This window comes from Prolixibacter bellariivorans ATCC BAA-1284, from assembly GCF_000621705.1.
GTDB lineage: Bacteria > Bacteroidota > Bacteroidia > Bacteroidales > Prolixibacteraceae > Prolixibacter > Prolixibacter bellariivorans.
In genome coordinates this window covers 252,369-275,075 of record NZ_JHXO01000001.1, presented here as the reverse complement: position 1 = coordinate 275,075, position 22,707 = coordinate 252,369, and the positions used below count along the sequence as shown (strand labels likewise).

General features: G+C 44.5%; 12 protein-coding genes. 2 read left to right on the top strand and 10 right to left on the bottom strand.

Annotated features, from left to right (window positions below; translation table 11 throughout):
* Nucleotides 1-34 precede the first annotated feature (34 nt).
* A complete protein-coding gene (locus T426_RS0101190) occupies nucleotides 35-817 on the top strand; it encodes a radical SAM protein (protein ID WP_025862706.1) in 783 nt (260 codons plus the stop codon).
* 61 nt (nucleotides 818-878) lie between these two features.
* Here the strand turns inward: T426_RS0101190 and T426_RS0101185 are convergent, their stop codons facing one another.
* Nucleotides 879-1,481 carry a TetR/AcrR family transcriptional regulator gene (locus tag T426_RS0101185; protein WP_025862705.1) on the bottom strand — a complete coding sequence of 201 codons (603 nt, stop codon included), beginning with the start codon at nucleotides 1,479-1,481 and terminating at the stop codon, nucleotides 879-881.
* A gap of 138 nt (nucleotides 1,482-1,619) precedes the next feature.
* Nucleotides 1,620-3,764 carry a ribonuclease R gene (gene rnr, locus T426_RS0101180; RefSeq protein WP_027585167.1) on the bottom strand — a complete coding sequence of 715 codons (2,145 nt, stop codon included), beginning with the start codon at nucleotides 3,762-3,764 and terminating at the stop codon, nucleotides 1,620-1,622.
* A 324-nt stretch (nucleotides 3,765-4,088) separates the two neighbouring features.
* On the opposite strand from rnr, the gene T426_RS0101175 reads away from it, so the two are divergent.
* A complete protein-coding gene (locus tag T426_RS0101175; RefSeq protein WP_025862704.1) occupies nucleotides 4,089-4,595 on the top strand; it encodes a GNAT family N-acetyltransferase in 507 nt (168 codons plus the stop codon).
* Nucleotides 4,596-4,649: 54 nt separating this feature from the next.
* Here T426_RS0101175 and metF read toward each other — a convergent pair whose 3' ends face one another.
* The 8 genes from metF to T426_RS0101135 form a co-directional block, all read right to left on the bottom strand.
* On the bottom strand, nucleotides 4,650-5,603 hold the full coding sequence (gene metF / locus T426_RS0101170; RefSeq protein WP_025862703.1) for a methylenetetrahydrofolate reductase [NAD(P)H]: 954 nt from the start codon (nucleotides 5,601-5,603) through the stop codon (nucleotides 4,650-4,652).
* 231 nt (nucleotides 5,604-5,834) lie between these two features.
* On the bottom strand, nucleotides 5,835-9,509 hold the full coding sequence (gene metH / locus T426_RS0101165) for a methionine synthase (RefSeq protein ID WP_025862702.1): 3,675 nt from the start codon (nucleotides 9,507-9,509) through the stop codon (nucleotides 5,835-5,837).
* Nucleotides 9,510-10,370: 861 nt separating this feature from the next.
* Nucleotides 10,371-13,139, bottom strand: a complete 2,769-nt coding sequence (locus T426_RS0101160; RefSeq protein WP_025862701.1) for an alpha-amylase family glycosyl hydrolase — start codon at nucleotides 13,137-13,139, stop codon at nucleotides 10,371-10,373.
* A gap of 42 nt (nucleotides 13,140-13,181) precedes the next feature.
* Nucleotides 13,182-15,155, bottom strand: a complete 1,974-nt coding sequence (locus tag T426_RS22360; protein ID WP_051568912.1) for an alpha-amylase family protein — start codon at nucleotides 15,153-15,155, stop codon at nucleotides 13,182-13,184.
* 82 nt (nucleotides 15,156-15,237) lie between these two features.
* Nucleotides 15,238-16,851 (bottom strand): SusF/SusE family carbohydrate-binding protein, encoded by a 1,614-nt coding sequence (locus T426_RS0101150; RefSeq protein WP_081782327.1) that lies wholly within the window; start codon nucleotides 16,849-16,851, stop codon nucleotides 15,238-15,240.
* Between the two features lie 12 nt (nucleotides 16,852-16,863).
* Nucleotides 16,864-17,937 carry a SusE domain-containing protein gene (locus T426_RS24820; protein ID WP_025862697.1) on the bottom strand — a complete coding sequence of 358 codons (1,074 nt, stop codon included), beginning with the start codon at nucleotides 17,935-17,937 and terminating at the stop codon, nucleotides 16,864-16,866.
* 19 nt (nucleotides 17,938-17,956) lie between these two features.
* Complete coding sequence (locus tag T426_RS0101140) at nucleotides 17,957-19,570, bottom strand: RagB/SusD family nutrient uptake outer membrane protein (RefSeq protein ID WP_025862696.1); 1,614 nt, start codon at nucleotides 19,568-19,570, stop codon at nucleotides 17,957-17,959.
* Nucleotides 19,571-19,589: 19 nt separating this feature from the next.
* Nucleotides 19,590-22,577 (bottom strand): SusC/RagA family TonB-linked outer membrane protein, encoded by a 2,988-nt coding sequence (locus T426_RS0101135; protein WP_025862695.1) that lies wholly within the window; start codon nucleotides 22,575-22,577, stop codon nucleotides 19,590-19,592.
* Between the last annotated feature and the right edge of the window lie 130 nt (nucleotides 22,578-22,707).

Here is a 22,707-nt window from a genome sequence, read left to right as displayed (position 1 = left end):
GAAGAATTTCCCATCTTTGTAGCAAATTATTACCATGTCCACATTTCTTTTCGACCAAACTATTTTCGGCCCCGTCAAAAGCCGGAGGCTGGGCGTTTCGCTCGGCATCAATTTACTACCCAACGATACCAAAGTCTGTTCGTTCGACTGCATTTACTGCGAATGCGGATGGACGCCGCACAAACGGGAAAAGAAAGCTGAACTTCCTTCGCGGGAAACCGTTGCCCGGTTGCTACGCGAGAAACTGAAGGAAATGCAAAACGCCGGAGAAGCTCCCGATGTTTTCACCTTTGCCGGAAACGGAGAGCCGACACTTCATCCTGACTTTGCCGAGATTATCGATGACACCATTACCATTCGCGATAAATATTTCCCCAAAGCACGGATAGCGGTCCTTTCCAATTCCACCATGCTACACAAACCGAATGTGATAGAGGCGCTAAAAAAGGTGGATGACAATATTCTGAAACTCGATTCCGGAATACCGGAAACCATCCAGCTACTAGACTGCCCACTGGGCAGGTTTCACCTGGTGGAAGTCATCAATAACATGAAAAAATTCGATGGCAAACTCACCATCCAGACCATGTTCATCCGGGGAGAATTTTCCGAACATAAAATTGACAATACCACAGAAGGTGAACTATCGGCCTGGTTAAAACTATTAGCTGACATCCGTCCCGAAAGGGTAATGATATATACCATTGCCCGCGATACACCGACGCAGAATCTCTCAAAAGTTTCGATTGATGAACTTGAAAGAATTGCTGCACGCGTTCAGTCAGAGCTGGGCATAGAGGTACAGGTAAGTGGATAACCGACACAAAAAAACCTGTCAGGAAAAGCTGACAGGTTAGGTTAATTATCTTTTCAGGGAATTAGTCCCTTTTCATAATACCGTAATTGATGATGCGCACAATGGCATCCACACTTTTTTCGAGATCGGTTGATTTGTAGGGGCCGGCCGAAAGCGGCATCTCCAATCCGCGAATCGCGGTGGTAATCCCGATAGCTACCAGCGTAAAATCACGTACGGCAAATTTCCCGCGACGGGCTCCTTCCAGCAAGATACGTTTCATCATCCGGATTTCTTCCTGATCGTACTGCGACTTGATTTTATCCACAAACTCAACAGCAGCTAAATCATTTTCAATCGCATTGTAAAAATTGGCCAGTTGACGGTACGTGGTAATTTTCGTCATGATATAGTCCTTCAGTTTTTCTTCGGGACTAATGTTTTTCATGAGCACCTTCGATAATTCTGCACGGAGAATATCGGCTTCCTTTTGCACCACTTCCTGGAAAAGATCCTCTTTACTGCTGAAGTAATAATATAGGGAGCTTTTCCCTTTTCTAACGGCATTGGCTATGTCGTCGAGCGTGGTTTTTTTGTAACCATACTTACTAAAAATCTCCTGTGCAATGGTCAGAATGTTTTCCCGAACGGCATCGCGTTTTGAACTTCCGTTTTCAGTAGTCATTTCTATTTAACTTACTATTGTGTCAAATATAGATGATTTTTTCGAATTTTCGCCCCGCCCGTTCACCACAATCCGATGAAATCACCTGTTAACCAGTCTAATTCACTGTGAATTTTATAGAATAGTGAGAAAAATATGTTATTCACCATTTTCCACCAAACGGAAATCCATCTGTTTCTTTTGAAGATTTGTGCGGACAATTTCCACATTCACTTCGTCGCCCAACTGGTAGCGCTTGTGCGAATGACTTCCGATAATGCAGTAATTTTTCTCATCAAATTCGTAAAAATCGTCGGTCAGGTCGCGTAAAGGAACCATGCCCTCGCACTTGTTCTCTTCCAGTTCAACGTATATTCCCCAATTGGTGACGCCGGAAATAACGCCTTTAAACTCTTCTCCAATCCGGTCACTCATAAACTCCACCTGCTTGTACTTCACCGATGAGCGTTCAGCATTACTGGCTCTCACTTCCATATCGGAAGAGTGATGACACATTTCCTCCCATTTCTGGGCAACCACCGAACGACCTCCATCGAGATAACGAGCCAACAGACGATGGACCATCATATCGGGATAACGCCTGATGGGCGACGTAAAATGTGTGTAATAGTCAAAAGACAGGCCGTAGTGACCTATGTTCCGGGTAGAATATTCCGCCCGGGCCATGGTCCGGATAGCGAGCGTCTCGATAACATTTTGCTCTTTCTTTCCTTCCACGTTGGTCAGCAGCTTATTCATCGAATCGGAAACTGCTTTCGGATTGTTGGTTTGAATACCATAACCAAACCGTTTAATGAAATGATTGAACGAATCGAGTTTATCCGGATCAGGCTTATCGTGAATACGGTAAACAAAGGTTTTGGCTTTTTTATTGGCTGTCGGTTTCCCAATGAATTCGGCCACATATTTATTGGCCAGCAACATAAACTCTTCGATGAGTTTATTGGCGTCTTTTGATATTTTAAAAATAATGCCCAGCGGTTTCCCGGCGTCATCAATATCAAATTTCACCTCGATGCGATCGAACGAGATGGAACCGGCCTGAAACCGTTGATTCCGCAACTCCTTCGCCAGGCGGTCGAGGGTTAGAATTTCCTCTTTCATGTCGCCTTTGCCGGTTTCAATCACTTCCTGCGCCTCTTCGTAAGCAAAACGTCGGTCGGAGTGAATGACCGTGCGACCAAACCAGCTATGATGTACCTTAGCCTGATCGTCGAGCTGGAAGACGGCAGAAAAGCAGAGCTTGTCCTCATTCGGACGGAGCGAGCAAACTCCGTTCGACAGCCTTTCCGGCAACATCGGTACCACCCGATCGACCAGGTAAACCGAAGTAGCCCGGCTATAAGCCTCCTCTTCGAGAATAGAATTAGGCTGCACGTAATGCGTTACATCGGCAATGTGGACACCAACTTCCCAGAAACCATTGTCGAGTTTATGAACGGAAAGGGCATCGTCGAAGTCCTTGGCATCAGCCGGGTCAATGGTAAAGGTGGGGACTTTCCGGAAATCGCGCCGGTTGGCATATTCCTCTTTCGGAATTTCCAACGGAATCTGGTCGGCCGCGTGCTCCACCTGTTCAGGAAATTTAAACGGCAAGTCGAATTCAGCCAGGATGGCGTGCATCTCGGTGTCGTTCTCGCCTACATTTCCAAGTACCTCAATAATTTCGGCATAAGGATTTTTCGAACGCTCTGGCCATTCAATAATCTTCGCAATTGCCTTTTGTCCATCTTTGGCGCCGTTCAGTTTTTCTTTCGGAATAAAAAGATCGAACGGTGATTTACCGGAGGGCACCAGGAACGCATGAAACTTCGAAACTTCTACCGTTCCCACGAAAGTGGTTTTCGCCCGTTCCAGAATTTCCACTACTTCGCCTTCCGGATTGTGTTTTTTCCTCCGGGCGTATAGATATACTTTCACCTTATCGCCATGCATCGCACGCTTCAGGTTGGCTGCCGAAACAAACACATCCTGATCGATTTCGTCGGAAATAACAAAGCCAAATCCTTGCTGTGTCAATTCGACCGTACCGGTAACGTAACCACCTTTTGAGCGCAGTTTGTATTTTCCGCGCCCGATTTCCTCCAGGTTCTCATTGTCTCTCAACTCTTCCAGCACGACATGAATCAACTTCTTGGTGGGCATATCGCGAATATACAGCTCGGACGATAATTGCTTGTAATTGAACGTCTTTTTCGGGTTCGCGTAAAAAATATCGAGCACCGCCTTCTTTAAGCCGGCTTTATTAAATTTCAGTTTCTTCTTTTTTTTCTTCTTGACCATGTGGTTTGATTTTGATGATTGAAGTTAACGGATTTTTCCCAAATCCGTCATTCGATAACGAAAAAGGAGGATCGCAAAGCCATCCTCCTCACAAATCTCAGAGATTCAATAAATAAATCACACACTCTCTGGATTTTCTATCGCTGTTGTAAAAAGAAAATAATGTAAAAACACAAAACCTATTCTAATCATGATATAAAATCTATCCTCTCAAACATTTGAATCAGTAAAACAGTTTACGATAATCTACTAAAATTACCTGTCGAAAGATTATTTTTTCAGTTTCAGACACTATCTTCACTATCGTATTTAACCGTAACAACAATGACAACCGCATCCGTAAAACTTCGTGCCATGACCCCGGATGACTGGCCCGAAGTCGCCCGTATTTATGACGAAGGTCTGAAAACAGGAAACGCAACCTTTCAACAAGTGGTTCCCACCTGGGAGGAATGGAATACCGGACACGTCCAATCATGCCGCATGGTAGCCATTATTGAAGGAACCATGGCCGGATGGGCTGCCCTGTCAGCCGTTTCTTCACGTGCTGTCTATGCCGGCGTGGCCGAAGTGAGTGTGTACATTGGAAAAGATTTCCGCGGAATGAGAATTGGCAATCGACTCATGAAAAACTTAATCGACGAAAGTGAGAAAGAAAGTTTTTGGACGCTTCAATCAAGTATTTTTCCTGAAAACGAAGCCAGTATCAAACTTCACGAAAAGTATGGTCTCCGCACAATAGGCTACCGTGAAAAAGTGGGAAAGATGGACGGTGTTTGGCGCGATACTGTGATTATGGAGCGACGCAGCAAAGTGGTTGGAATCGATTAAAAAATAACCTGCCCCGAAAAACGAGGCAGGTCACATTCAATTTCTTATCAGAGATTAAAACACCGCGTTGGCAATTTGCCGGGTATTATCTGAAATGCCATAGGTGTATATGTGAAAACAAGGCACATTGTGAGCAATCAAATCCTTTGCCTGCGCAATGGCCCATTCCGTTCCAACCTGACGGGCATCTTCGTTGTTTTTGCATTTCCGTACTTCCTTTGCAAACTCTTCCGGAATATCGATACTGAAAATGCCCGGTAGAACTGATACCTGGTTTTTCAGTGAAAGCGGCTTAATTCCCGGAATGATCGGAACATTGATTCCGGCAGCACGACAACGATCGACAAAATCGTAGTATTTCTGATTATCGAAGAACATCTGGGTCACAATGTAATCGGCCCCGGATTCCACTTTCTTTCTCAGATTTATCAGGTCCACATCGGGATTGGTTGCTTCGGAGTGCTTTTCCGGGTAACCGGCAACGCCAATGCAAAAGTCCATCGGGGTGTTGTTCTTCAACTCCGGATCGAGATACTTTCCCTGCCGGAGATCGACGATTTGCTTCACCAATTCGTTGGCGTAGGCATGCCCTTCCGGCTCCGGCTTGAAGATTGACTCAGACTTCAGTTTATCACCGCGGAGCGCCAACACATTTTTAATGCCCATAAAGTTGAGATCGAGCAACATGTTCTCGGTCTCCTCTTTGGTAAAACCGCCACATACCACATGTGGTACAACCGGCACATTGTAACGATTCTGTATGGAAGCCGCAATGGCTACCGTTCCCGGCCGTTTCCGGATGGTTCGTTTCTCGAGCAATCCATTGGGCAGCGTTCGGTACTCCATCTCGTCACGATGAGTAGTGATGTTAATATATTTGGGGTCAAACTCCAGCAACTCTTCAATTGTCCGGTAGAGTTTATCAGCATTTTGACCCTTTAGCGGAGGTAAGAGCTCAAAGGAAAAAACCGTTTTATCGGATTGGTTGATGATGTCAATTACTTTCATTCACAAATCAATTTTCTTCTTCCACATAAACGCATCAGAACCTGATGAGCTTTTCAAATATGTTAGTATTACTTACCACAAAGTTACGAATTGAAAAGAAGCAGTAGTTTATAATTCCTTATTTAAGGAAGAAATTAGCATAAGGATAATAAATCTATGCATCGGGAAAGAGAATTGATTCCCGATGCATAGATCCTCTGATACACTAATCACAGAAAAATAGAAATTCGATTACCGTTCGTAATTCAGGTTTACTGGAAGGAATTTCTCGATGAATTCGACTGATTCATTTTTCCGTCGCGCGTAATCTTCCACCTGCTCTTTACCTACTTTATCCACCCCAAAATAAATGGAGTCGGGATGTGCAAAATATTGTCCGCTCACCGAAGCTGTCGGATACATGGCAAAATGCTCGGTGAGCTTAATGCCGGTGTTTTTCTCTGCATCCAACAGATTAAACAGGTTCTCTTTCTCCGAGTGTTCCGGACAGGCCGGATAACCCAACGCCGGACGGATTCCCTGGTACTTAACCCGAATCAATTCTTCTTTCGTTAAATTTTCATCCGGAACATAAGCCCAGAACTCTTTACGGACTCGTTCGTGTAGTCTTTCGGCGAAAGCCTCGGCCAGACGATCAGCCAGCGCTTCCAGCATGATGGCCTTGTAATCGTTGTGATCGGCTTTGTACTCCTCCACCCATTTCTCCAACCCAATTCCGGCTGTCACGGCAAAGCCACCACAGTAATCCTTCACGCCACTCTCCTTAGGCGCTACAAAATCACTGAGACAATAGTTGGGTTTGCCATCCTCTTTCTTGATGGTTTGCTGACGCAGATGGTGGAAGGTTCCTACCTTCTCTGTTCGCGATTCATCGATATACAATTCGATATCTTCACCGACGGCGTTTGCAGGCCATAATCCAAACACACCACTGGCCCTGAGCATTTTCTTCTCAATAATTTCATCAAGCATGGCATTGGCATCGGCAAAAAGCTTACGCGCTTCCTCGCCCATCTTCGGGTCATTCAGCACATCCGGAAAATGCGCACGCAGCTCCCATGCCAGGAAGAAGAAGGTCCAGTCGATGTATTCGCGCAACTCCTCCAGCGGGTAATCGTCAAAAACTTTCACACCGGTGAATTTCGGCGTGTAAACCGGCTGCTTTTTCCAATCAGGACGGAAAGCATTTTTCTTTGCCTGCTCAAACGTTAAGTACGACTTCGGCTTTTTATTCCCATGAAATTCGCGAATGCCTACATACTCTTCTCTGATTTCATTAATGTACTTTTGATCTCCGGTTGTTAAACTTTGCACCACACCTACAGCACGGGATGCGTCCTTAACATGCACTACCGGGTGCTTGTATTCAGGCTCAATTTTAACAGCTGTATGAATTTTTGACGTAGTAGCTCCTCCAATAATGAGAGGGATTTTCAACCCCCGGTTTTCCATTTCACGGGCCACCAGTACCATCTCTTCCAGCGAAGGCGTAATCAGGCCGCTGACTCCAATCAAATCGACTTTTTCCTCCTCGGCTTTCGCCAGAATCGTTTCCGTTGGAACCATCACACCCAGGTCAATCACATCAATATTGTTGCAGGCCAGCACCACCCCGACAATATTTTTACCAATATCGTGCACATCACCCTTCACGGTAGCCAGCAAAACTTTGGTGCGATTCTTTATTTCCGTACCATTTTCGGCTTTTTCCCGCTCAATGTGGGGTTGCAGCCAGGCAACCGCTTTCTTCATCACACGGGCCGATTTGATAACCTGCGGAAGGAACATTTTGCCATCTCCGAACAGATCGCCCACGATGTTCATCCCGTCCATGAGCGGCCCCTCAATAATATGGAGTGCGGCATCATATAGTGGCAAAATCTCCACCAGGTCTTCTTCCACAAAATCCGGAATGCCTTTCACCAACGCATGCTCAAGCCGTTCCTTTACCGGCAATTCGCGCCACACATTTTTCTTCACCTCTTTATGACCTGAATCTTTTACCTGTTCGGCGAATTCAAGCAATCGTTCCGTAGAATCGGGACGGCGGTTCAGGATAACATCCTCAACACGTTCGAGCAAATCTTTTGGAATCTCATCATAAATCTGGAGCATGCCCGGATTGACAATTCCCATATCCATACCCGCTTTTATGGCATGATACAAAAAGGCAGAATGCATCGCTTCGCGAACCACATTGTTTCCGCGGAAGGAAAACGACACATTCGAAACACCACCACTGACCCTTGCTTCGGGCAGATTTTCCTTAATCCACCTGGTTGCACGGATATAATCAACTGCATAATTGTTATGTTCTTCTATACCGGTTCCAACCGTCAGAATATTAGGATCAAAAATGATATCCGTTGCCGGGAAATGGACCTCATCGGTAAGAATACGGTACGCCCGTTCACAGATTTGGATACGGCGTTCATAGCTGTCGGCCTGACCGTCTTCATCAAAAGCCATAACGACCACCGCCGCTCCGTACTGTTTTATTTTATGGGCATGTGCTTTAAATTCTTCTTCGCCTTCTTTCAGGCTGATGGAATTGACAATCGCTTTCCCTTGCAAACACTGAAGTCCCGCTTCAATCACCTCCCACTTGGAAGAGTCGATCATGACAGGAAGGCGCGCAATATCCGGTTCAGCCATCAGCAGGTTCAGGAAGCGGACCATCTCCTTCTTTGCATCAAGCATGGCATCATCCAGGTTCACATCGATGACCTGCGCGCCACCTTCCACCATTTCGCGAGCGATGGAAAGCGCCTCCTCATATTTTTCTTCCCGAATCAAACGGGCAAATTTTCGTGATCCGGCTACGTTACAACGCTCTCCCACGTTAATGAAGTTCGCCATCTGATTCACTGTAAGGGGCTCCAGTCCGCTAAGTCGCATGGCAATTTCCGGATTTACTTTTTGGTGCGGCTTCGCCTTTTCAGCCAGCTTGGCCAGTTCCCGGATATGATCCGGCGTGGTACCACAGCATCCTCCCACGATATTTACCGTGCTCTTGTCAAGAAAACCTTTTACCTGTTCGGCCATCATTTCCGGCGTTTCGTCGTACTCGCCAAACTGGTTGGGCAAGCCGGCGTTCGGATACGCACTGATGTAGAACGGTGCTTTGCGGCCCAGCTCTTCCAGGTAGGGACGCATATCTTTTGCACCCAGCGAGCAGTTCAGTCCAATGGTCAGCAAATCCATGTGCGAAACCGAATTGAGAAAGGCCTCAACCGTTTGCCCGGAAAGCGTACGTCCACTGGCATCGGTAATCGTTCCCGAAACCATCACTGGTTTACGAATCCCCCGTGCTTCCAGCGCTTCGTCAATGGCCATCAAAGCAGCTTTGGCATTCAGCGTATCGAAGATGGTCTCTACCAGCAACAAATCCACACCACCGTCAAGCAACCCATCCACCTGTTCCCGGTACACCTCTTTCAAATCGTTGTAGCTAACGGCACGAAAACCCGGATCGTTCACATCGGGTGACATGGAAGCTGTTTTATTGGTTGGGCCTAAAGAACCGGCAACAAAACGCGGCTTTCCCGGTGTCGAATATTTCTCGGCAGCCTCACGCGCTACCTTTACAGAAGCAATATTCAGTTCGTACACCAACTCTTCCATTCCGTAATCGGACTGTGAAATGCGGTTGGCATTGAACGTATTGGTCTCCAAAATGTCGGCACCTGCTTCCAGAAATTCTTCATGGATTTTACGGATGATGTCGGGCCGCACGATCGAAAGAAGATCGTTATTCCCTCTCAGCGACTGTTTCCAATCCGCAAAACGGGTACCCCGAAAGTCTTCCTCCTCCAGTTTGTATTTTTGAATCATCGTTCCCATAGCTCCGTCAAGCACGAGAACACGCTTTTTGATTTCTTCCTGTATATTGTATTTTTTTGTCATATCCATATTTCTAATCCGCTAAAAACAGATTGTTCCTTTGTTTGTACAAAACTATGTGTTTCAGAAAAACATCTTCAAAATAAAGGTTGAAACCTCCAGTGGTTACTTTAACCAACTCCTAAACAGTGAACCATCAGTCCGGTTCATTTTCCTGTGTAACAGGTAAAACAGAACCACTCAGCTCATTGCTCTAATTAACAACAATGCCAGAAAACAGAAGTACACAGGTGTAGCTATCAATCGACTATTTCCGTGCAGTACACAAACTATTGTCCAAAAAATTATGGAGATTGGTAAATGGAGTAGTAAACAGCGCTAATCAGCGCATGCACTGATTGGAGAAATGCATATGGCTGACCATAAACAAACCATTCCCGTGCGATTTCCGGGTAGACGGCTTCAGGTTTTCTATGCTTGCTCTTTCAATCATGTTACAAATGAAAAAAGAATGCTGTTTCAGATTATCAGTTTTTAGACTGAATAAAAAATAATTTCGTGCAAATATAGCACATTGTCCGATGGTTTACAAAGGTCGAAATAGTGAGTCAGCAATTGCTTCAAAAAAACCTCAGAAATAAGAGGCGAAGGAGCACAAAAAAGTGCCGCATCCTTCCGAACACGACACTTTCATTTTTTGCAGTCTTACTTCTGAAGTAAGTAGCCTTCACAAACCAACGATGAAGGTACTACTGCGTATCCTTGCTTTTTTACCTGGCAGCAATTAAGGTATTCCTGTGCAAACAGAAAAAAAATTTTGACGAACGGTCGATTTTATGTGGTGAATGACCGGATCCTTTCTTTAAACGGAAAATCAGAACCTCAATTTCAGGCAAAAAATCATACAGTTTTCAGCAATCAGAATTAATATTTCATCACCTTCCGCGTTTCCAGTTTCCCGGAAGTGGTAATTACTTTTACAATATAAGTTCCCTGCGGCCATCCGTCAGCCTGAATCGCTACGGATGTTTTTCCGTACCCGGGAAAGCCTTTATCAAGCAATACCCGGCCGGTAATGGAATACACGGTTACCCGGTTCATGTCTTCATCAGCCGACAAGTTCAAACTATTCTGAACCGGATTGGGCCATACCTGCAATGGATTATCCTTAACCGGAACAGTCGGCACATCGGTTACAATTTTATCTTTTGTGAACTTCTGCGTTGAATATAGCCGGTACTCACCCGGAGCTAAATTAACCATGTACGAATTGTTGGTAAGGTTAATTGAGTCGCCGGTAAAATATTCATACCACTTCCCGGTAACCGGAAAGTCGACAGACAGATCGGCATCAGTTAATCCAAAGTTTCCCTCAACAACGACATGCTGATTGTTTTTATTCAGTTTTATCCACTTTGTAACACCGTTCAATGAATAAGTAAAATCAGTGGTCGAGAAGATGTCATAATTGCGTTTCAGGTAAAATAATTTGGCATACGTCTGGAAAACATCGGTACGATTGGGATCGTCCACGTAGCTCCACAAAGGCTCTTTCTCACCAGTACGACTCGGAACGTTAATATCCTTGTCGTTGCCCAACTCATCAAACATATAGAACATTTTCGGACCGGGAATGGTAAAGAATAACGCAGCATTCAGCTCGATTCGCTTTAAAGCAGTAGGCACATCTTTTATGTTGTAATCACCGTTCGAATAACCTTCCGATTCAGCAACGTAAGCAACCCGCTGTTCATCGTGGCTTTCCATATAACCCATCACCCTGGACTTAATCCACCCACGTTGTGTATATGAAGCCCACGAAAAATCAGAATTATTATTAGCCACATTTCCCTTTGCCGCATTTTGTGCAGAACCTGACATATTACCCCAGAGTAGAATGCCTTTATTATAATCAGCCAAAACCGTTTCTTCATTATTATCAGCCAAATGTTCAAAAATCACCAGTGCATCCGATTTGCGCTTCCAAACCTGATCGGCCATTCGTTCCAAAATCCGAATCCGATCGGCATCATATTTACTTCCCCATGGATCGGTTGCCAACGGCTTGAAGTTATTGGAAAAACCTTTCGTGAAGTCATACCGGAAACCATCCACTTTATACTGACTCATCCAGAAGGAGTTGATGCTGTCGACCAACTGTTGCGTTGCCGCACTTTCGTGGTTGAAATCGTATCCCCATTGTGCATCCGGATTTTCAAAATTGCTTTTCTGGTTATACCACGGGTTCTGTGCTGTGGGCGCACCATCTTTAAAATATAACTGCACAAACGGACTTTGGCCGTACGAATGATTCAAAACCAAATCAATCACTACAGCGATTCCTCTCTTATGACATTCGTCAACCAGCTTCTTCAGTTCGTTTTTCGGACCGTAATATTTATCCGGAGCGAAATAGAAATCCGGGTTATACCCCCAACTGCTATTGCCTTCAAATTCGTTTACCGGCATCAATTCCAGCACATTGATATTCAGATCCTGCAAGTAATCAAGATGATTAATCACTCCCTGAAAAGAATGTGATGCATCAAAATCTCTTACCAGCAACTCATAAACAACCAGTGAATCAGGAGAAGGTGGAGTAAAATTGGTGACTTGCCAGTTATAAGGTGTCTGCGCCGTTTGAAAACTAGAGGTAATTCCGGTCGTTTTCCCGGTAGGATATGCAATCAAATTGGGATAAGTGGTACTGGAAATGTACTGATCGTTCCAGGGATCACTCACCTTTTCGGTATAGGGATCGGCAATCTTGATGGTCCCATCAACCAGATACTGATACAGATACTCCTTACCTTTCTCAACCTTTAAAGTAATCCAGTAATAATCGCCATCTTTATGCATCTGGTACGCTGCAGAAGGTTGCCAGTTGTCGAACTCACCCAATACATAAACATCTTGTTTGTATGGAGCCCACAGCACCAGACCAACTGTGGTATCATCAACGTAATTAATTCCTTTGTGGTAACCTGCCGGAAGAGTTCCTGTCAAATCCTGACGAATGGTGACAAACACCGAATCATATTTTATTTCAGTGCCAGCCTGAGCCTTTGTAATCAACCAATGATCGCCCGACTGTGGCAGGGTAGCGGTATAATCTAAACTAGTTCCGGTTGTTGTTTGCAATACCGTATTATCAAGCGACAGAGTAATATCTGCAGATTCACTTGTAGTAATAGAAACCGGTAGCGATTCCCCAGCCGTTCCAATATATGGAGAGGTCACTGAATTTTGAATTTCCAGTACTCCCGGGGCCGTCACATCCAACAAATAGTCAGGAGAGGTTTTTTTATCTCCCGTACCATCTTTAGCCTTGGCAATTACCCCAATCTTTTTAATGGTTGAGGCATCCACATTAGGCCAAAGACTAGATGGCGTAAACGTAAAGGAATACTGATTATTCCCTTCATAAGTCATTTTGTACGCATCGGCGGTGTTGGCCCATGTTCCCTGGTCGGAGGGATTTCCCACATCGGGATCGGAGAGCCAAATCCAAAGGTAAACGTCGCCTCCCCAGTTGGCTGCTGTATCAAAACTCTTCAGGTCGAAAATGACTTTCACCTGTTGGTTCGCAGTGAAAAAAGCCGGTTCAGTAGAAACAGAATAATCTGTCACCGTTTGTGCTCCTGCCGTCAAGCTCAAAAGCAGGATAGCTATCAGGAATAGTGTTTTCTTCATCAGTGTCATCTGGTTATCAATATTATGAATGGTAATAATTTACTATTGTTCTTCGACCGGTACATAAATAGATATACCTCTTGGAGGTGCTTTTAGTTCCACAAATCCATCTTTCGATACATTCGCTTCATCGCCGAACCGGAGCAAATTAATGAGCTTTTTACCAGCCCAGTCGGAGTAGCACTTTGCTTTCGTGTCAGCCACGCAGCTTAGCTCTTTTGAGCCATTATTGTTTAAAACTAAAATGGCACCGGAGTTCTTCTCTCCACCTTCACGTCTCGCCACAAATAAATTACCGGGAGCAGGACATTCACTAAACTTCAATGGAATCATTGAACCGTCCAGGTATTTTGCCCGGATTTTAATCAATCTATCAATAAAAACCCGCAACGAATCCGGTGCCTGCACCGAAAATTCCTTGTTGTTAAAATCGTGCTGCTTTACACCGTAGTAATGTGGATAGAAAATACAAGGCCGTTCCGGCGCAAACAAAATGTACGCATAGGCCATTCGCCAGTCTTTCACGATCCATTTATCGTGTTCCTTCCCCGTATCATGATTTTCAGCAAAGCTGACGACCGATGATGCCGGGAGTTCATATTTTCCGTTGTTACTCATTGAGGCCGTTGCCAAGCGCTTCATCGAAAAAGACTTTCCATCACCATTGCACATGTCAGTCAAGGCTTTTTTCAGTGGAAAATCGAAAGCAGTAACATTGGGATGTTTTCCGTGAAAACGGTAATTATCCACTCGTTGTACCCAGTCATGTATCCTATCGGGATAATTGGTGAAATATTCACCGACAATAAACGGCTGTTTCCCATTTGCATCGACTGGCAGGTTCGTCACCCACTTGGCGACCATTTCCGGTTGGTAACCCTGAACAAAATCGAGCCGGTAACCATCGAAGCCAATGGAATCGGAGAGCCACTTGCCCCAAGCCAAAAAACGTTGTTGAACTTCTGGCTTCAATGTATTCAAATCGTTTCCAAACCATTTCACGTTGGTCATCAGTGTATCCCGTTTTCCCGGAAAACCAAGCGAGTCGGTTGCATCGGAGGGATGAAAATCGGAATAATGCCATTTCAGGTTGGGAAGATTTCCGTGATCGACATAGTGTATGCCGGTATGCGTTAGCGCAAAGAGTGAATCGTTTACCGATTTTCCTGCCAAAGTTACATCGAAAACATAATAGGCATTGTTTTGGTCGGTCCACTGAAAGTTCTTACCATCGAGACTCTTTTGGGCAGTTAAGCGAATTTCGACAGGTTGGGTTGTCTTATCGGCAGGCACATCCACCTGAAATTCCTGTTCACTTTCAGGTGATTGAATTGTCCTGTAATATTTTTTTTGAGGTGTTTCCTCAGAGCTATTTCCGGCACGAGCCGGAAGATTGCATTCAAATTGAAAAAAACGTTCCGATGCGGGCGCATCAAAGTTCAGATGAAATCCGCGGATGTGGAAAATATAATTGCCGGGCCGGGAAGGAATAAATTGCCAGGCAATCTCATTGGTTGGGTACGGAGCATGTGCTTTCCCTTTTATCACAGCCTGTTCCTGCATGTATTTCTTCACAACAGGATTTCGCTCCAAATCTTTTTCCTGTGTGGAATACATATGATTCATGACAATGTCGGCGTAAATGTCCATTCGCTGACCTTTCGACGTATCATGCGCCACGTGCAAAAGGTTCATCAATTCGGCTTTCGATCCGAAACGCGTTTCTACGGTACCACATTGTTTAAAATTACCAAGGTCGTAATGATCATAAATGCCATAACCCATATCGTATATTCCCCAGTTCCCTTTGCAGGGAGAAGGAATCCACAGCGCTTTTATTCCGGCAGCTTCCAACTCGGGTATTTCACCGGCCAGTTTGTCCCACCAAATGCCATTTAAATGTGCTGCATCTACCGGTGGATCCCAATAAAACGCCTGCATCATGACATCGGACTGAGCCTCCGTTTTGAAGATGAAGGCAAAAATCAGAGTTAGTATGATAAATAGTTTTTTCATGGATTAGGAAAGCCCGGATAATTAAATTTTTAAGTATAAAAAAGGGACGCTTATGGCGTCCCTTTTTCTATGCGTTAAGGAACTAGGGTTGGGTAATAGAACCAGCTCCTGTTTTGAAATTAAGTGCAACCGTATTGCTTCCGGCAGGCACATTTACTCGTGTTTGATCTCCTCCGGTACCACGGAATACGATCTGATCATTTAGTATAATGAATTCAGACTGCCACCAGTCGGTGAACCAAGGATGCCATGCATACATTCTGATATCATCATTAGCCAGTGTTTTGGTAATCTTAATAACGCTATTGGCATTATCGACTGTAAATAAACCATCCAGATTAGCAGTATCCCAAGAACCAATTACATTACCAATCAAGTATACTGCAGGCTTGGAAATAGATATTTTACCTGTTGCGAAATCGACAACTACCATGTAATACCCCGGAGTCGCAGGTACCGGAATGTTTTCTCCACCTTTGGTGTAGACAAGACCGGCAGGGTCATTAATACTACCTGTCACATCACCAGTCGTTCCAAATTGATTACCATCCCAATCCTTCACCGAATTCATTTTAAAGCCGCCGGTTCCAGTCATCCAGACAATTTTCCAGAACATGTTAGGATGGCTGTTCACTGGTATCATTGGTAGATCAACTGTCCAGTCCCAGATATGGCTCGGATCAGAAATCACCCCATCACCGACCATATACAAAGCAGTAGGATACGTTGAGAACTGAATATCCTCACCATATGCAACACCGGCCGAGTTCTCAGCATAAGCCCGCACATGATACGTTGTAGAAATGGCTAAACCTGTGATTGTACTGGTAAACGGACCAGTACCGGTTCCGTCACTTGTTTTGCTATCAGAAATAGTCGGGTTTTCGCTGGTACTCCAACAAACTCCACGCACGGTTACATCCGCACCACCATTGTCCGTAACACTACCTCCCGAGGTTGCACCATCGGCAACCAGATTTGAAATCGGAGTCGTTGTTACAATTGGCAATGCGACTTCCGTTTTAAACGATACTTCGGGACCGTAATTTGTCCCGGCACTGTTGGTAGCATAGGCACGAACATAGTAGGTGGTATTTCCCTTCAGGTTTTCCAGATTACTGGTAAAAGTACCCAGGCTATCACCATCGGTAGTGAAACTGTTCGAAAGGGTTGGATTATGTTCTGTACTGTAACAAACACCACGTGCGGTAACGTCAGCACCTCCGGAAACCGTTACTTCACCACCTCCGGTGGCAGTCCTACCGGTAACGCTGGTAATATCAGCCGTTGTTACGGTTGGAGGAACAGGAAGTGTTGTAAAGGTGAGTTGAGCACCATATATGGTTCCCGATGATGTGATACCATATGCCCTTGCATAATACTTGGTAGCATAATCCAGACCACCAATTTTCACTGTAAAGGCCGCTGTCTTCTCGTTACCGGAATAAACCGCCTTGTTATCGTCGACAGTAGGAAGAGAATCCGTACTATAAACGATACCCTTTTCAGTGATTCCTTGTCCTTCTGACACGATAAGGCCAACGACAGTTGCTGAATCAGAAGTGACGTCCATTTTCTCGGTTGTGGTGAGCTTGGACTCCAGGCGCACCTCCGACATTTCCTTTGTACAGGCGGCAAAGACAATTGCCGCTGTAACAAAGGATGCTATCATCATATATATTGATTTCCTTTTCATAGAAATATCGTATTAGTTGTTTTTAGTAATGGTACAGCTGTACGTCGAACTTCCAATCGATAAGGTAATTGTATAGTTGCCAGCTGCATCAATCGGAATATTCTGACTTGAGCCATCATTCCAAAGATTATCGATTGTGTACTCAGGATGAGATGCGTCTCCAATACCTAAATTGATGCCATTACCCCAGTCGTCGTTAAGCCTGAATTTCACAGAACCAACTTTCAAATCCAGCGTGATTTGCCACAGTCCGGTTTGCGCGTTATAGTCCATCTTACTGTCAGGAGCACTCCAGCCATTTGGTGTTGCATCTCCAACCAGTCCAATCATGTATGGATCGACACTATACGTAAGTGCATTGATATCAGCTGAAACTTTATACCAGCCATTGCCGGGATCACTGGGAACTGCGATTGCAGAACCATCTACCTTCAGGGTACCACTACCATTTCCGTTGTCTCCATAGCTTGTATTGGTATCGGGATTGTTCAATGTAAATGGATTGGCCACATCAAGCTTCACATAACCCGTGTAGCTACCATCACCCAATGCAGACTCGATTTTCTGATCTATCCCAGAATTGATCAGATCCAGACGAGGTAAACCATAAGGAGTTGCATCTACCGTCTTGATATCAGAGCTATAGGATAGTGGTTTTGAAGTTGTACCTAATGCACCGGTACCAGCATCAACCACTAAATTAGCACGCAGTCTTAAATCAATGGAAGTTGTTTTATCCGCAGGGAATTTCTTCAACAACTGTGTGTTTAAATCCCCAACAGTAATCTTCATTGCATCAGGACTAATGCCAGACATTAAAGTTACCGGGTCGGCAAAATCGGTTCCGCTGGCACAAGCTTCGAGGAAATAATTGGCCGAAGCATCAAAACCGGGATCAACGGCGGTTCCTGTAAACGTCAGCGTATCGTTACCCATTGACCGCTGAAGGGCCAAATCAGGCACAGTTGTTAAGGTTGGTACGATTGGATTGTCCAGCATTACCACTTTCATGCCGTCGTTCTCACACGAAGTGAAAAGTCCGATCAATCCAATGAAAACCAGTAATATTTTGAAATGCTTATTCATTGTTTCGATTTTTTAAGGATTAGTAACCTGGATTCTGTTGAATATTCGGGTTAGCAGACACCTCATCACCCGGAATCGGGAAGAGATTCAAATGACTGTCCGTACTGGTACCTGCATAGGTACCACCTTTCCAGGTCCAGTTATACGTACCGTCGGTAAACTGACCGAAACGAATCAAATCGGTACGACGCTGTCCTTCGTAATAGAATTCACGTCCACGCTCATTCAACAGGAACTGATCCGTAAGTTGAGCAGCAGTAATATCACCACTGGTGTTACCATATGCGCGCTCGCGAACGATATTCACATCCTTAACGGCATCTGCATCATTACCCATACGATGTAACGCCTCTGCTCTCATTAAGTAAGCGTCTGCCAGACGGAAGATGGGGAAGTCGGTACAAGCAAAAGCCGGGTTATAATCTGCCGGTTTTGAACCGTCATGATTGAGGGCTGTGAATTTATAGACACCCACACCAAAGTCACCACTGGAAGAAGGACTTGGGATATTAAGACTTCTTTTCTGTCTCAGGAATACGCGATGATCTGGACACTGAGCAAAAATCGTATCGGAAGCCGGAACAGGATTGTTACCATAAGTTGCCAGGGTATCAACCAGAACATTCATGAAATCTTTCCGCGTACGGTTACCGTTCCAGTTCGTGTTGGAGGTTAATCCATGATATTGCTCGGCCGGGATATAGGTTGCATCACTACTTGACTCAATGATGAAAGTCGTTCCCACATAACCCTGGGTATGGACTCCATCCTGCTCGAAAGCAAAAATCATTTCCGGGTTATGGTTACCATCATTGTCGGCACTGAAGTTCTGGCGATAGTCGGTAGCCAGTGAATATTTACCACTGCTGATTACTTTATCGCAATAAATCTTACAGCTATCCCATTTGGCTGTTCCGGTATAAACCTGAGCATTCAGGTAAACACGAGCCAGCAACATCCAGTCTGCAGCTTTATCAGCCTCAGGATACGAAAATCCGGGCTCACCAAGTGTCGGTTCGATAGCGTGAAGCTCAGAAACAATGTAGTTGAACAAATCTGCCCGCTTAATTTGTTTAGGGAAGAATTTACCCACTCCATCTTTTTCGGTTGTAAAGGGCGGATTACCAAACAAGTCCATCTGGTAATAGTAAGCTAAGGCTCTCAGGAAACGAGCTTCAGCCGTATAACGCTGTACCGTTGGATCGGTGTTACCTTCAGTTTTTGAAATAAAGTCATTAGCATAGGTAATACTCAAACTCAACCGTTGGTACAATGCTGTAAGGAACGGGTTACTCGGGCTCCAGGTCTGAGTGTTCAGGTCGGCAATACCGATATCACCCCAGGCACAAATCGCCTCATCTGTCGTAATTTCCTGCAGGTTCCAAAGAGCCCGGGAAGTCGTGAAGAAGTTAGCATCTGACGCGCTGATATCAGCGTTGTCATTGCTCTGACCAGAAACGATAAAACTGGCGTAGATTTTTCCCAGTACTTGTTTCATATAGACAGGATCGTCACCTAAGTTTCCTGCCATAATCGTATTGGGATCGATTGGCTTCACATCCAAATCTTTCACACATGACTGCATCAGCAGTGCGGAAAGAAATATTCCTAATATGATATGTATTTTCTTCATGTTACTTACTGTTCATCGATTAATAAGTCAGGTTTACACCAAGCACAAATGTGCGTGCCCGGGGATAAAAGTTAGTGTCAATCCCGGGGACGTTTTTCACACCACCAACCTCTGAATAGGTAACTTCCGGATCAAGGCCGTTATAGTTGGTAATAGTAAATACGTTCTGAACGGTGAAACTCACCCTGGCACTTAGCTTGTCAAAAATATGATCAAGCTGATAACCAGCACTCAAGTTATCCAACTTGAAGAAAGAAGCATTTTGAACGAAATAATCGCTGCTAAATTGACGCTTAACAAAATTCGTCTCGTTCAAAACCCTCGGGAAATTCTTCCAGTATCCAATCTGCTGCATCTGATCTAAGGATGAACCAGCAGCGTTCTGGTTGTATACATAGTTTCCAATACTTGCTCTTGAGGAAGCAGAGAGATCGAAGTTTTTGTAGTTGAAACGCAGTGACAGTCCCATGGTATAATCCGGAACAGGATTGTGATAGATATATTTATCATTATTATCACCACTCACCGTACCACCGTCACCTGAACGATCGACATACAGTCCTTCAATCGGCTTACCATTACTATCGTAAACCTGCTGATTTACAAAGAAAGAATAAGCAGGATAGCCAACACGGGTTACCTGATTTTGACCTGTCATTCCGCTACCATACAAGATACCAATATAAGTCGGATCGTCTGTCAGCAGCAGCTTGGTAATCTTGTTTTTATTGTAAGTTACGTTGAATCCAATGTTCAACGACATGTCCTTTTTCGAAATCGGGACCATGTTGAGAGAGAATTCAGCTCCTTTATTTTCCAGGCTACCTACGTTCGTCAACAAGGTGTTGGAAAAGTTACTACCACTGGGAATGGTCACCTGATTCAACAAGTTATCCGTTACACGTTTGTAAACATCAATCGAACCGTAAATGCGGTTATTCAGGAAACCGAAATCAAGGCCGATGTTTTGAGTCGTGGTTTGTTCCCATTTAATATTGGGATCATAAGCATCCGGTCGCAAAGTAGGAAGAAACTCCCCTCCAATTGGATAATAATACCCCTCATTCGACAATACATATTTAGCCTGTGCCGGGTAATCGCTTCCAATATCCTGTTGACCGGTGATACCCCAACCTAAACGCAGTTTCATTTCAGAAATCGCTTTTACGTTTTTCAGGAAGGATTCCTCTTTCATTTTCCAGGCAAAGGCGGCTGATGGGAAAATACCCCATTGATTGCCGGAAGCAAAACGAGAAGAACCATCATCACGGATAGTGAATGTCAACAAATATTTATCAGCTAACGTATAGTTAACACGACCAAAGAACGAAACCAGATAGTTTTCTGTAGCAGTAGTCGTACTATCAGTTTTCTGGTAAGGATGAAGGTCATCGACGATACCACGTGCATAGTTGAAATTTTCACGCTTAAAGTGTTGCCATGAATAACCACCTGTTACATCCACTTTACTGTTGATTGACTCAATGTTCTTTGCATAGTTCAGGTAGAAATCAAGCAAATTGTTGTAGTTCTTACCATTATAATTCGTCAACCGTCCCCACGTCGGACTTGTAAGTACCGAAGGAGCAGTCGTCGGACGATTGTTATGTCCTTCACTTTTGGTGTAATCCGTTGCCACATTCAAATGGGCATGCATATCGGGAAGGAAAGGCAACTTGTAGTCTACCTGAGCATTACCGACAAAACGCTTCACATTAGCCTTGTTATCAACAGCCAAAGCTTGCTCTACCGGGTTGGCAGTACCTAAATTGGCACCGTAATGCTCCCACTGGAAATAACCGTCAGATTTAGGATTACCATCTTTGACCGGCTGAGTCGGATCCATATTAATGGCCGAACCAATCGCATTGGTATCACCAAAATTGTTATCGGTGTTCATCCCCTTCGCACTAATATTGAATTTCAAATCGCCATTCAGCAGCGTAGGGTTAAGGTTGATTGAAGCGGTCATTCTCTTCAATCCGGTATTTTTCAGAATACCATTTTGGTCGGTATAACCTACCGATACACGGTAAGGCATCCATTTTACGGCACCGGACAAACTCAGGTTATGTTCCTGAGAAATCGTTGTACGGAAAATCTCTTTTTGCCAGTTGGTATTTTCCTGTCCCAGTTTACTCAGGGTTTCCGCACCAAACAAATCCATATTTGCGGCAGCGATTTGTCTCATTTCGTCACCTGAATATACATCTACATATTTCTCGGGAGTCGCTACTGAAGTGTTACCATCGTAGCTGATTTTCATCGGAGCACCGGCTTTCCCTTTTTTGGTAGTAATCAGGATGACACCGTTCGATGCACGAGAACCATAAATAGCAGTAGCAGAAGCATCTTTTAGCACAGTGAACGTCTCAATGTCATTCGGATTCATGAACGACAGGAAGTTGCTACTACCTGAGATTGTATTATTATCCAATGGCACTCCATCGACAATAATCAACGGATCATTGGAAGCATTCAAAGAAGAGCCACCACGAATACGAATGGTTGCGCCACTTCCGGGAGCGCCACTTCCGGGAGTAATAACGACACCAGCGCTTTTACCTACCAACAAGTCCTGTGGTGAGGTAATGGCTCCCTTATTAAAATCTTTCGAATCAACAGCCACTACCGAACCAGTAGCATCACTCTTCTTCACCTGACCATAACCAATCACAACGACTTCATCGAGACCTTTGGTTTCAACTGCCAAGGCTACATTTAGAGTCGTTTGGTCGCTTATGGTAATGGTTTGTGATTTGTAACCAATAAACGAGAATACCAGATTCTGTCCCTTGGCTACATTTAACCGGTAGTTACCATCAAAGTCGGTTGTCGTACCGCTTGTTGTTCCCTGGATCACAACGGTAACACCCACCAATGGTTCTTTTGTGGATGCATCTGTGACCTTACCGGTAATTGTCATTTCTTGCGCAAATGACACGTTTGCCATGAGTAGTGCTGAGAACAGCAACAAAACATGCAATTTTCCAAAGACAAACTTCATAAGGATCAAATTATAGGTTCATAAAAACAGAATTAATACGATTGAAATAGTTCCCTTTAGAAAGGAATAAAACAGTTGAAAATCATCCATCATTCTTTCCGGAAACAGAGTTGATCACACTAATTTCCGA